The following is a 13,183-nucleotide window of genomic DNA, read 5'->3' as shown; positions in this document are numbered from 1 at the left end:
TCAACGGGACAACGATTTCCAAAACCGTTAACGTGGTTGTGAGTGCAGCGGATACTGGAACGGGTACAGACACGGGTACAGACACGGATACAGACACAGGTAGTGACACTGATACTGGCACCAGCACAGATACGGATACTGGAACAGGAAGTGGTACGACTACGGGATCTGACACTGACACCGACACAACTGGGACAACGAGCAGTGGTGCTTCAACTGATGCAGCTTCAACGACTGGGTCTGATGAAAGTAGTGATACGGGAACAACGACTAGTGCTGCGTCAACTGATTCTACTGGCACAACCAACACCGAGTCAGCAGTAAGCAACACAGCTAGCGGGGCTGCGGTTGAAACGGCTGAGAATGCAGAAAATGGGTCGGGAAGTACCGGCACTACCAGCAGTGGTCAAAGTGGTGTTACCGATTTAGCATCCGATGCGACTACAACGCCAACTAGTGCAACGACAACTGATGGGACGGGTTCGAACGCCACGACGAGTACAAGTGCTGACAAACTTCCACAAACAAATGAACAATCCAGTTCGATGAGCATTTGGGCGGGAATCATCACGCTGCTAGCGGCATTTGCGGGACTTTTTGGATTCAGAAGAAGAAAAACGGATAAATAATGAAAAATCGGCATTCCACTTGGGATGCCGATTTTTTGTGTTGTCGTGTTCAAAGATTTAGTTATTTGACCGCCAAATATAATTCAGCGCCAATTTGCGCACTTGGCCATTTTTGCGAATAATCCAGTGGTGAGAAACGTACTTTCCCTTAATCATTTTTTGCTGGTATGAAGCAAAACGACTGCCCAACCCTGGATAAAGCGATTGGCTTGAAACATTAGTGACGTGGGTATCTGATCCATTACCAACGTTACCATAAAGGTTTAAGACATGGGTTCCCTTTGGAAAATCCTGTTTGTGTTTCGTAATATCAGCGTAAGCTTGATGCTTGTATTTGGGTTGTCCATTCTTCAAAAAGTAGTTTCGCCCAATTTTATCATCTTGGCCAAGGTGCCCGTTTGCAGCAGCTCCGACAAAAACGGCGCGCTTTAATTTTAAAGGATGCTTTTCTCCATATGCGACCAGTAAGTCGAGACTGCCACGAGAATGAGCAATGGCGTTAAAGGTTTTGATGCCATATTTTTGTTTCAAACTAGAAAGTAGGCGATTCAGCCATTTGGCATTGTCCATCCAGGACATCTTGTTGTCAGCGAAAACAACCTTAATCATTGGGTGCTTATCACTGGGATGCCACTTGCCTTGGTAGCTAACCGAATTCTGATGAATGGTGGCAATGACCGTGGCCTGGCTGTCCTTTTTAACCTCGGCTCGGGAAATCATTGCGTCAAACGTATCTGATACCGCACCGTATCCAGTTAGTAAAAGGGTTGGTCGATGGTAAGCTGCTCGACTGGTTGAATGATTGGACACAAAGACGCCGAATCCAAAAAAGATGAGAAATGAGACTAAAATGATTCCGATAAATAAGGATAAGTTTGCGCGAATATACGTCATTGGATACACCTCCTGTAGGTGGTCTGAACTCCCTTAAATTCATAATAAGCATCTTGCGGCAAATTAAAAAGCCTAAAAAAGTTAAGATTCACTTTTTAATCTTATTTTAATTTTAAGGGTTGACAGTCCCCTAAAAATAAGGCATACTCAGTACATTAAAAATAAATGAGAAATTAAACACACAGATAAGGAAAGTAATTCAAGCAGTTAGTTAAGCGAGCTTCGTTCGGTGCAAGGAAGCCTAACCTAATGAATGAAAGTAGCCTTTGAGTGGCGCGAGCGATGAGTAATCAAAGTTTGCGATGGGGACACCCATTACCGTGTTGACGTATCGTAATTTAGGTTACTGTACGAATAAGGTTGTCGCCATTTTGGCAACAACAAAATCAGGTGGTACCGCGTGTGAATGCCCTGTTAAGACTTTAGGTCTTGCAGGGCTTTTTTTTGTTTATTTTTTTAGCAGTAATCGATTATTTGCCAAAATTATTTTTGGAGGGATTTAACATGAAACATAACAAATTGATTGGAACTTTAATTTTAGCAGCGAGTAGTCTCTTATTAGCAGCTTGCGGCAATTCGCAAGCGAGTAGTACCAACAAGACGCTGAACATCACGATTCCTGGTCGAGCAATGACCACCGACCCCGACAAGACGCTGGACACTAATTCAGACCTCATTCAAAACCAGTTATATGAAGGCCTCTACGCAAAGAGTGCCACCGGTAAAATTATTCCTGGGGTCGCAACCAAAATTGTTAAGCCCACAAATAATGGCAAAACTTACACGTTTACTTTACGAAAAGACGCAAAGTGGAGTAACGGCGACACGGTGACTGCCCAAGATTTTGTTCTTTCTCTTAGACGCCACCTTGATCCAAAAACGAAATCTCAAAATACAGATAGTTTGAAATCAATCAAAAATTATGAGGGCGTTTATTCCGGCAAAATGGCGACTAGTAAGTTAGGCGTTAAAGCCATTTCCAAATATAAACTCCAAATTGAACTGAGCCAGCGATCTTCCTGGTTTGATTACCTTTTAACTGAAATTTATCCATTAAGTACCAATGCCATCGCTAAATATGGGAGCAAGTACGGGACCAGCAGTGACAAAACGGTTTCTAACGGCGCCTACAAATTAGCTGACTGGAACGTTTCCAAGGATTCCTGGTCATACAGTAAAAATAAGCAATATTGGGATGCCAAGGATACCAAGATTAGTAAAATTGATGCGCGGGTCGTTTCTGATCCAAACACCGCGCAAAATTTATTCAAATCAGATGAGGTTCAAGAGACGCAGGTTTCCGGCCAATTTGTTAAAGAAGACGCTAAGTTGAAGAGCCTGCACATCACACCGCAAAACCGCTTGAACTACTTGATGTTTAACGCCAAAAACAAAACCCTAAACAATCCTAATTTAGCGAGAGCCGTTAGTAATGCGCTTGACCGTTCCGCCATCACCGATAAAGTGCTTCAAGATGGATCGGTTGCGGCTCAAAGTGAAATTATTAAGGATCAGTACCAGGATCCCCGAACCGGAAAGGATTACTATGGCAACCATAAGCTGCAAACGTACGATCTCGCTAAAGCTAAGAAATACTGGAACACCTTTAAGAAGGAAACTGGTAAATCAACGCTCACGATGGAGCTGCTAACGGATGATACCGATTCCGATAAGAAGGCGGGCCAATACATTCAAGGGCAACTTGAGAAGTACCTTCCTGGAATTAAAATTTCAATCACGTCAATTCCACATGCCCAACACGTTTCCCGCGATTTTTCCGGTAAATTTGAAATGAATCTAACCGGATATTCAACCGAATATCCTGATCCAACCGACATGATGAACTTAGCCACAAAGGGGAACACCATCAACTTTACCCAATGGACTGACAACAAGTATGAAGCCTTAATGGCTAAGGCGAACAACCTTGGCAAGTATACGGATAAGGAACGCGCCAACTACATTCAACAGGCTGACGAACGACTAATGGCAATTCAAGGAACGATTCCTTTGTATCAGCCAGCAACTGCCAACCTATTGAGTACGAAAATTGGTGGCATTCATTACGGGATGTTAAATGCCGTTCAATATAAGTATGCCTATTGGAAATAACCCACATATCTGGAGGTGATGACGGAAAATTTAGGATTACTATTTTCTTCCAAACATAGCAACAACTCGTACAAAACACATAATGAATCAACCAAGCGGAGAACCGGTCCAGAAGTGGACTGGTTTTTTTATGTAAAATTGAATTTGAATCGGGATATAATTGATTGTAAATCGAGAAAACGGCAAAAATCGAATTTGAAGTGAGATGTACGCCATTGTAAATCGAGAAAACGGCAAAAATCGAATTTGAAGTGAGATGTACGCCATTGTAAATCGAGAAAAAGGCGAAAATTGAATTTGAAGTGAGATGTACGCCGTTGTAAATTGAGAAAACGACAAAAATCGAATTTGAAGTAGGATTTATGCCATTGTAAATCGAGAAAAGGGTGAAAATTGAATTTAATCTGCTCAATCTGGGAGACCACTTCAAGTTGGACTGGCTTTTTTATCATAAAGTTAGACTGTCCAAACTTTATACTCAACGGGCACAATTAAATTCCAGATTACTGTTGACTTAGCAAATAAAGGTGCTATAGTATGTAAGCACGAAAAAGTAACGTCTTATAATTTTGAGGAGGTTTTGGATTGTAAAAAATGATGGCGATTGATGGTTGTTTAAAAATATTTAGTTCAGAGAAACTAGCTGCGTTTAAACTTCTATAAATCAAGATCTGTCAATTTAATCAATTTGAAGATCACCTGAATTTCTAAGCCAATAGAAAAGAGGGAACACAATGAAAGTAACAAGTGTTAATGAAGAAACGAATTTAGATATTGATCCAGCAGGAAGCAAGAGTCTGGATGAAGTTAATGGAAGTATTGAAGTACCAAAGGGTGCCGGTTTCTGGCGCACGTTAGCTGCATATACAGGACCAGGTGTTTTGATTGCCGTGGGGTACATGGACCCAGGTAACTGGATTACATCAATTGCTGGTGGCGCTCAGTACAAGTACAGTTTATTAGCCGTCATCTTGATTTCCAGTTTGATTGCGATGTTGCTACAAGCAATGTCTTCAAAGCTTGGAATCGTAACGGGAAAAGATTTAGCTCAACTAACCCGTGAACATACATCAAAGGGAATGGGAATTTTCCTATGGGTTATCACTGAATTAGCAATTATGGCGACGGATGTTGCTGAAATTATCGGTTCAGCGATTGCTATCAAGTTGTTATTCAATATTCCACTGATTGTCGGTATTGTGATTACAACTGCTGACGTATTGATTTTGCTATTATTAATGAAGCTTGGTTTCCGGAAAATTGAAGCAATCGTGGCAACGCTGGTTGGGGTTATCCTCCTTGTGTTCGCTTACGAAGTTTTACTTTCTAACCCAAGTATCAGCGGTATCATGAACGGTTACATTCCTTCAGATAAGATTATTACGAACCACTCAATGTTGTACCTTTCACTTGGTATCATTGGTGCAACGGTTATGCCTCATAACTTATACCTTGGATCATCCGTTTCTCAAACACGGAAGATTGACCGTAGCGACCGCGAAGGCGTTGCAAAGGCCGTTAAGTTCTCAACAATTGACTCAAATATCCAATTGTTCATCGCATTTATCGTGAACAGTTTGCTCTTAATCTTGGGAGCTGCATTGTTCTTCGGTACTGACAGTTCACTTGGTCGTTTCGTTGATTTATTCAACGCTCTAAGTAATCACCAAATCGTAGGTGCCATTGCCAGTCCAATGCTCAGTATGTTGTTCGCCGTTGCCCTGTTATCATCAGGTCAAAGTTCAACGATTACTGGAACCCTTTCAGGACAAATTATTATGGAAGGTTTCATTCGATTGAAGATGCCACTTTGGGCACAACGATTACTCACTCGATTGATTTCAGTAACACCAGTGCTTGCATTTGCCATTTATTACCACGGTGACGAAGCAAAGATTGAAAACTTACTGACATTCTCACAGGTCTTCTTGAGTATTGCACTACCATTCGCAGTGGTGCCACTGGTTATCTTCACCAGTAGCAAGAAGCTCATGGGCGAGTTCAAGAATCACGCCTGGGTTAAGTACAGCGCCTGGACATCAACTATCGTTTTGATTGTTTTAAATGTTTACCTAATCTTGCAAACGGTTGGTGTATTCAGCTAATTAAGAATAATAATGAAGGCTTGCCATAAGTGGCCAAGCCTTTTTTCGTGCTATAATTTAAGCAAAAATAGGAGATGATTCCATGAATACCATTCATCTAATCTGTCTTGGCGTCAATGATCTCGCAGCCTCACGCAAATTTTACAAAGCAATCGGGTTTGACGAACCGAACGACAAAATGGCTGATACCATCGTCTTTTTCAATAATACGGGTACTAAATTAGAACTGTTTCCGTATGATGAACTATTGAAGGATATCGGCATTAAGGCTGAGGACAATCCAATGCCCACAACCTTTAATGGCGTGACGCACGCCTACAATGCGAAATCGAAGGAAGAGGTCGATACTGTTTTTGAAAATGCCCAGCAAAATGGCGCAGTGATCGTCAAACAACCGGTTTGGGGCGACTGGGGTGGCTATAGCGGTTACTTCCAAGATCCTAATGGCTATTATTGGGAAGTGGCCTATTCCAAGGATTGGCAATTTGATGAACATGATATGTTAGTGATTGAATAGTAAATAGAAAGAGGTGGCTGGGACAAAACTGACCTCTGAATAAAAAAGTAGTTGGAAAAACTTATTCACTAAGTTTTTCCAACTACTTTTTTGACTCTGCTGACGACTTGAAAGGATGATTTTCATCATCTTCTTTAAGTTTCCGGCCATTAAAATGATCCCCAATTCATTTTTGGCTTTTTCTAACCCTCTGACCGATAAGCGTTTGAACGCCAAATTAGCCTTCAAGTTACCAAAAACTGGCTCAACTTCAATTTTACGCTTTGCGTAAATTGAAGCACCTGTCTTACTTGAAAGCTTAACTCTAATTAATCTTTTTTCCATTTCCCAATGCGGATTTATTTGGATTGACCGTTGGTTACCCCTTTCCGTAATCGAATAGTGATAACCTTCGGGATCCTCGTATTGATTGGCTTCATATTTTCGAATGGTCCGCTGAAACCCATACTTATCAGTCCTGTTATAGACTTGTTTAAAGGAGAATTGAATATGATGCTGATCAGTGAAACTGTCAGTTGCGTTATCATAGGTCCAATTCATAACCTTATTGGCATCATTTTTATACTTCTTGGATTGTTCTTTTAAATACATTGTATAGGGAATAAGTGGCGTCGCTTTAAAATCCTTTAAAACAAAGTCATAATTTGGTTCACTACCATAACCTGCATCCGCTACTACGTAACGGAACGTGGCCTTTCTTTGTTGGACTTGATTCAAAAATGGGACTAGCGTTCTTTGGTCAGCTGGCCGTTGATTCAAATCATAAAATAGGACAAATTGATTTTGAGTACCAATCTGTAAGTTATATCCTGGTTTTAATTGACCATTTTGCATTGGATCTTCCTTCATTCGCATAAAGGTTGCATCATGATCAGTCTTAGAAAAACTGTTTCGGTTTCCCAGAATTTCAAGATAATCTTCATATTTTTGCTTCCGAGGCTTTAAATCCGAAGTAATAATATGCTTAAAATGTTTTAGTTTTCTTCGTCGTTGCTTTGATGGCGAGCCACCTTTAATGACTTTTTCTGCACTAATTTTCTGATCGAGGTTATCAATATCATGTTCTAATTCACGTTCTGCATGATCTAACTTCGCCAAAGTGCCTTCGGCATCAGTTGCTAGATTAACCTTTTCTTGAATCATGTCATCAAATAAGGCGCTAGCTTTTTCCTCTAACTTGGCATCATTTCGTTCGACGCTTTTTCGCCAAACAAAGGAGTATTTATTGGCATCTGCGACAATCTTTGTGCCATCAATAAATAACGATTCGTCATCTACTAAACCATATGCACTTAATTGTTCATGAAATTGAAGAAACATTTTTTTGATAATCCCTTTTGCTACTTGTGAAATTCGAAAGCGATTAATGCTCCGATAACTTGGGACTTCGTCCGGATTACCAATTAACCACTTCATTGGTAGGTTTTCCTCTGCCATTTCTTGGATAGCACGGCCAGAAAACGTATGACGCATATAAGCAAATAATAGGAGTTTCATCATCATCGCTGGCGAATATTTTGGTCGCCCAAACTTGTCAGCATCCGGATACAGAATTTCAGTGGGAATACTATCTACAAAATCACTAATTGAAACGACAATATGATTGGGATTAATTTTAAATTCAATTGGAAATGTTAATATGGTTTGGTTATTGTTATAATGTTTATACACGGTGGGCACCAACTTTCTTATTTTGTGGTGATTTAAGATTAACAGATTTGGGCACACCGTGCCTACATAAAATGAAAGAACCAGGAATTCAAATTCGAATTCCTGGTTCTTTTATTTTAGATTAGGACTTTTGTCCCAGCCACCTCTTTAGCTTATCGCACCTTCTTTAATTATCTCCCGGCGTCATTTGGCGCGCATCTATCGCCTCACTATTCAGGAACCAGTGCCGGTGCCAATCACCACCCATTGCTGAGAATGGGACGGGCTCCTTGCCAGCCTCCTGCACCTTTTCAATGAGGTAATTGCGCAAAATCCAAGGGTCATCCAGGGATTGTTGATTGAGGTTAAATAGGTGGTCTAATTTGATTTCACTAATATTGAGGTCAGTTGCGACCTGCTTTTTCGTCAAGCCACTAAGCTCAAAATTTTGTTGCAGCTCGTGCCGGGTCATGTCTAATTGTTTAGGATTTAAGGTCATATTATTTTTCTCCTTTCAAATGAAAAATGGTCTCTGCGTTTTTATGGAAAATTTTCTCCCGTTGCTCATCAGTTAAACGAGCCGTCTCCAAAAATGTTCCGCTGTTTTCTGGTGTTTTGTAGGGGTAATCGATCGAATATAAAAGATGATCCGCACCCATTTCATCCAGGATAAACCGTAATTGGGGCTCTGCCAAAATGCCACTTGGCGTCACGTAAACGTTATTGCGGTAGTAGGTGCTAAAGGGGTGCTTCAATCCAGCGTATGGCGTAAGTTCGTCATCTAATCGTTCAAGGAACATTGGAATTAATTCGCCCCAGTGACCAGAAACGAGTTTCAAATTGGGTAACTTATCAAAAATACCAGAAATAATCATGCGCATCACTTGAATACCAACGTCCATGTGCCAGCCAAAACCAGCAGAGGAGAGAATTCCGGTCACAACATCTGACCAGTTATCGTTGGCATAATAATGTTGGGCAATGTCGTTTGGAATAAACGAGGGATGAAAGTAAACAGGAACGTCCAGGTCACTTGCCATTTGAAAGATTGGGAGAAAGAAGGGGTCGTCGAAATATTTTCCACCATAATTTCCCTTGAAGAGCACGCCATTCAGTCCGAGGTCCTCGACAACTCGTTTTAATTCAGTGGCTGCGGCTTGGGGATCTCCGACAGGCAAGACGGCTAGACCACCAAACCGGTCAGGATTCTCATTTACAATTTTGGCAAGTTCATTATTAGCGACCCGACAAATATCGATTGAAAATTTTGGATCCATATTTTGGGGTTGCGAGTTGCCGTAGGACAGAATCTGCATATCAATGTCATTCTGATCCATAAAGTTTAGTCGATTTTTGGTGACATCCTGCATAATGGCTGACGTTGGCAACGTTGTCCGCATATAGGTGAGCATATCTTCGCTTAATGACGGAACGGTAGGCTTTCCGGTTACCTTAGTCATAAGGTCGGTCACCAGCTGTGATTCAAAATGTTCTTCCACGGTAATGGTTTTCAAGGTGAACAGTCCTTTCCGATTCATTATGTATTGTAAGGGTGCTATACTAAGAAAAAAAGGAGTTTATGATACATATTAGGCACAATGTATCATACCAAATTAAAATGGCAAGTATTCCACTTAGTAATCCTATGGCAATCGATGCTAGATCTAAAAAGAGTCAGCAAAAGCTCTATCAAGCCTTGCGACATTATTATGGAAGAAACATAGATTTTAATAAGATAACGGTCAAAGCATCATGCGAACAAGCCAACGTTTCTCGAGCGACTTTTTACCGTCATCATCAAGATCTACGCGATATATTGACGGTTCAGTTTATCATTGTGATTTCGGAACTCGAAGCGCGGGTGGATCAATTAACCTTTCTGGACTTTGAGACCGGGAGCCAAGAACTGGTAAACATAATTGATGCCAATTTCGATCTGATTCGATTAATGAATTGGAGTCAAAGCCGTCCTCGAATTGAACCGGTCATTTCAGGTGCTGCACTACGAATCTTAATTTTGCGAGATTATCCGGAGCCCAATAGAACCTTTGTGGCAACCTTCTTAGGTGCGACCATTCTCCAATTTGCGCAACAGGTCGTTCAGGCACCTGAACCCTTATCAAAAGCGGCCATATTGAAGCTGTATCGGAAGCTCATTCCAGATTTATAAAAATAAATGACCATTAGTCATTGTTTTTTAAATTAAAACGTTGTATACTATTTTTCGAGGTGATAGAAGTGGGCAAGAGAGAAGATAACGCCATTGCAACCAGAAAAAAATTATTAGATACTGCAGACCAGCTCATTGTGCAACGCGGTTATGAAAATATTTCAGTTGATGAAATTGTCAAAACGGCGGGAATCGCCAAAGGCACGTTTTATAATTACTTTGAGCGAAAAGAGGATCTCATTTTTGAACTCAGCAAGGAACATTTTGCTAATGTAATTGACGACAATGAGGCGGTTTCTGGGGATGCATTTGATGTAATCAAAAATTATTTGGTTGATTACATGACGGTGATTGAGAATTCCAAAATCGAACTTGCCCGCCAGTGGATCAGCTACGTCAGTGCCTCATCGGCCAATCGTAATAAATGGAAGTTCGATGTTCAGTCGTTTGAACGAATTTTGATGAAACTCATTGATGCGGGTAAATTAAAAATCACGACGCCCGTTCACCAAATTGCGCAATTGATGCTAACCGAAATGTACGGCATTTTATTAACTTGGTGTATTTCGCCTGAAACCGTTAATCCAGTGACCACCGTCAAACGATTTTGCGATTTACAGTTACCATCGCTATTACGCGATTACCTCATTCAAACAAACTAACAGCCACCAGAAATGGTGGTTAACTTAAACAGTAAATATGACTAATGGTCATTATTATAGAAGGAGAGAATTGATGATGACAAACTTACCTAAGGGTTGCGGCGCCGTTTCAGATGGTGCTGATACGAATGCGAAGAATAAGCCAATGCAAATTTTAACCAATGACACGAGGACGTTGATTGTTTACTTTTCGCGAAGTGGTAATACGGAAGCCCAAGCAACTTTTGCTCAAGAAACGTTAACGGCAGACATGGTGGAACTGGTTGTTGAGAGCCCGTATCCAGCAAACTACCGAGCTTCAGTGGAGCGGGCAACGGCGGAACGTGAACCGGAGGAATGGCCGGCAATCATCACGAAGAACCTGCCAGATTTTTCTAAGTATGACAATATCCTGCTGGGACACCCAATTTGGGCGATGACCATTGCGAACCCCATGCGTCAATTTTTGGAAACAGTTGGAGATCAGTTGGCCGGCAAAACGGTCACGTCGTTTTCAACAAATGCAGGTTACGGGAATGGTGATACGCAAATGGTCTTGCAGGCCTTACTACCAAAATCCGCAAAGATTTTACCCGGCTACACCATTCATGATACGAAATTAGAGAGTACGCGAGACCAGTTTAAGAACTGGTTACTCAGACTACCAATTGATTAAGGAGAGAAATAACATGCAAAATAAAAATCACACGTTAATGAAACTATCCATTTTACTAGTTTCAGTTATCACCGCTTCAGCACCCGCAATTAATGCAAATATTCCAGTGCTGGCAAAGGCGTTTCCAAACGTTCCGTTGGCACAGATTGAACTGCTCACAACAATTCCGTCATTCTTTTTAATGATTGCAGTCCTATTGAGTAGCTGGATTGCGAAACGGATTGGGTTAAAACAAACCGTGATTGTTGGGGTTATCATGACGGCAGTTGCCGGTTTATCACCCATTTTTATCAATAGTTTTAGTTTATTGATGGTGTCTCGAGCGCTGTTTGGCTTTGGGGTCGGCCTGTTTAACTCATTACTGGTTACCATCATCAGCTACTTTTTCAAAGGACCCGAACGCTCACAAACGCTTGGGTTTCAAAGCACGTTTGAAGGCTTGGGTGGCGTTTTAGTCACCTTTATCGCAGGTCAATTAGTTCAAATTAATTGGCACATGTCGTTTTGGGCATATGCGATTACGATTCCTGCACTCATTTTATTTACCTTGTTTGTGCCAAGCATTCCCAAAGCAGATGTAACTACGACTAAGGAAACAAAAGTTGCCTCAAAAGCGAAGCTGCCAAAAGCCCTCTTTGGTTATCTTGTGATGACCTTTGTTGTGATTACCTTCCATATGATTATGGGGATTAAAGTGCCAACTCTGATGGTTAGCGCAGGATATGGGACCGCAACTTCCGCAAGCTTTGTCATTTTATCCTTGAGTTTAGGGGCCATGCTCGGTGGAATTTTGTTTGGTCGCGTGTTCCTATTAATGAAGGATTACATCTTAGTCATTGCGTTTGTCTTTTTGGCCCTCGCGATGAGCTTGATTGCCGTTTCAAACACAACCTGGTTGACGATGCTTGGCGGTTTCTTCACTGGAATCGGTGCCCGGTTCTTCTTCCCATGGGTTCTAAATGCCGTCAACATTGGGGGAACCGGTAACGCATTAGCGACTTCAATCGTTCTGGTCGTTTATAATTTGGCAGGATCACTGTCACCCTATACGTCACTATTGATTCAAGATTGGTTGAATATTACGAATTTACGAGATCTATTTTGGCTAAATGCAGCGGTTTATGCTGGTTTGACATTAATTTTGGCCATTGTGATTCGGATCAAACAAAAAAAGCCGACGATGGCTTAGGTGTTAAATAACAGATGTAATTTGGATAAATTGAAACGCTTTGCTTGCTATGAAGTTAACTTTAAGGTTTATGATGTGGTTGTAAGGTAAGGAGATGAGTTAATGAATAGTAAGCGGGCATCTGAATTAATGGGAATTTCAATTGATACGATTCGGTATTACGAACGAGTCGGTGTGATTCCACCCATTGGTAGAGATGAAAATGGCTATCGAAATTTTAGAACCAATGATTTGAATTGGGTTTTCCTAGCTAAAAATTTTAAAAAGGCGGGGATGTCAGTTGAGTCGATGATTGAGTTTGCCACATTGGCACAATCGAAACATGATGTCTCAAATGCGCAAAAAGACCTTTTGAAGGAACAGCTTGAAGAAATAGATAAAAAATTTGATGAATTAAATAGAACCAGAGACATCTTGAAGTATAAAATTGAGACCTACGATGATCACGTTGCCAAGTTTAAGGCTGGTGATATGGATGCGGATAACACGGAAAAGTTGTGGGAATCTGATAAATTTATATCAAACGATGAAAAGTAAGTTGTGAGTAATAAGGGTTGCTATGAAGTGAACTTTAAGGTTTAGAATAATGATGAACAATAA

General features: G+C 41.0%; 13 protein-coding genes and 1 other annotated feature. Of the genes, 9 read left to right on the top strand and 4 right to left on the bottom strand.

The genetic code is table 11. From position 1 onward, the window contains the following. Nucleotides 1-38 precede the first annotated feature (38 nt). Nucleotides 39-629: an LPXTG cell wall anchor domain-containing protein gene (locus FGL90_RS04130; RefSeq protein ID WP_147657001.1), complete on the top strand. Its 591-nt coding sequence runs from the start codon at nt 39-41 to the stop codon at nt 627-629. 57 nt (nt 630-686) lie between these two features. On the opposite strand, the gene FGL90_RS04125 is transcribed toward FGL90_RS04130, so the two are convergent. Next, the gene (locus tag FGL90_RS04125; RefSeq protein WP_010619130.1) at nt 687-1,523 is read right to left on the bottom strand and encodes an alpha/beta hydrolase; all 837 of its coding nucleotides are present in this window, start codon (nt 1,521-1,523) and stop codon (nt 687-689) included. A gap of 173 nt (nt 1,524-1,696) precedes the next feature. Then, nucleotides 1,697-1,940 (top strand) — a binding site (T-box leader). Nucleotides 1,941-2,027: 87 nt separating this feature from the next. Here FGL90_RS04125 and FGL90_RS04120 point away from each other — a divergent pair. The 3 genes from FGL90_RS04120 (at nt 2,028) to FGL90_RS04110 (ending at nt 6,257) form a co-directional block, all read left to right on the top strand. Then, nucleotides 2,028-3,635 carry a peptide ABC transporter substrate-binding protein gene (locus FGL90_RS04120; RefSeq protein ID WP_010619132.1) on the top strand — a complete coding sequence of 536 codons (1,608 nt, stop codon included), beginning with the start codon at nt 2,028-2,030 and terminating at the stop codon, nt 3,633-3,635. Between the two features lie 734 nt (nt 3,636-4,369). Then, nucleotides 4,370-5,740, top strand: a complete 1,371-nt coding sequence (locus FGL90_RS04115; RefSeq protein ID WP_147656999.1) for an Nramp family divalent metal transporter — start codon at nt 4,370-4,372, stop codon at nt 5,738-5,740. An 82-nt stretch (nt 5,741-5,822) separates the two neighbouring features. Next, nucleotides 5,823-6,257 carry a VOC family protein gene (locus FGL90_RS04110; protein WP_010619134.1) on the top strand — a complete coding sequence of 145 codons (435 nt, stop codon included), beginning with the start codon at nt 5,823-5,825 and terminating at the stop codon, nt 6,255-6,257. Here the strand turns inward: FGL90_RS04110 and FGL90_RS04105 are convergent. The 3 genes from FGL90_RS04105 to FGL90_RS04095 form a co-directional block, all read right to left on the bottom strand. Continuing rightward, entirely contained in the window at nt 6,243-7,928 is a 1,686-nt protein-coding gene (locus FGL90_RS04105; protein ID WP_187240440.1) for an IS1182 family transposase, read from the bottom strand. The genes FGL90_RS04110 and FGL90_RS04105 overlap by 15 nt on opposite strands. Nucleotides 7,929-8,094: 166 nt before the next feature. After that, nucleotides 8,095-8,406: a DUF2316 family protein gene (locus FGL90_RS04100; protein WP_010619135.1), complete on the bottom strand. Its 312-nt coding sequence runs from the start codon at nt 8,404-8,406 to the stop codon at nt 8,095-8,097. A 1-nt stretch (nt 8,407) separates the two neighbouring features. Then, entirely contained in the window at nt 8,408-9,421 is a 1,014-nt protein-coding gene (locus tag FGL90_RS04095; RefSeq protein WP_147656995.1) for an amidohydrolase family protein, read from the bottom strand. Between the two features lie 65 nt (nt 9,422-9,486). Here FGL90_RS04095 and FGL90_RS04090 point away from each other — a divergent pair, with 65 nt between their 5' ends. The 5 genes from FGL90_RS04090 to FGL90_RS04070 all read left to right on the top strand — a co-directional run bounded on the left by FGL90_RS04090 (nt 9,487) and on the right by FGL90_RS04070 (nt 13,120). Then, nucleotides 9,487-10,077 carry a TetR/AcrR family transcriptional regulator gene (locus tag FGL90_RS04090; RefSeq protein ID WP_010619137.1) on the top strand — a complete coding sequence of 197 codons (591 nt, stop codon included), beginning with the start codon at nt 9,487-9,489 and terminating at the stop codon, nt 10,075-10,077. A gap of 68 nt (nt 10,078-10,145) precedes the next feature. Next, nucleotides 10,146-10,739, top strand: a complete 594-nt coding sequence (locus FGL90_RS04085; protein WP_010619138.1) for a TetR/AcrR family transcriptional regulator — start codon at nt 10,146-10,148, stop codon at nt 10,737-10,739. Nucleotides 10,740-10,812: 73 nt separating this feature from the next. Continuing rightward, entirely contained in the window at nt 10,813-11,394 is a 582-nt protein-coding gene (locus FGL90_RS04080) for a flavodoxin family protein (RefSeq protein WP_225423051.1), read from the top strand. A 13-nt stretch (nt 11,395-11,407) separates the two neighbouring features. Beyond that, nucleotides 11,408-12,583, top strand: a complete 1,176-nt coding sequence (locus tag FGL90_RS04075) for an MFS transporter (RefSeq protein WP_147656994.1) — start codon at nt 11,408-11,410, stop codon at nt 12,581-12,583. A 102-nt stretch (nt 12,584-12,685) separates the two neighbouring features. After that, nucleotides 12,686-13,120, top strand: coding sequence for a MerR family transcriptional regulator (locus FGL90_RS04070; RefSeq protein ID WP_010619141.1), 435 nt, complete (start codon nt 12,686-12,688; stop codon nt 13,118-13,120). The last annotated feature ends 63 nt before the right edge of the window (nt 13,121-13,183 follow it).

The organism is Secundilactobacillus malefermentans, assembly GCF_008033155.1.
GTDB classification, from domain to species: Bacteria; Bacillota; Bacilli; order Lactobacillales; family Lactobacillaceae; genus Secundilactobacillus; species Secundilactobacillus malefermentans.
This window is presented reverse-complemented; position numbering and strand designations above follow the sequence as displayed.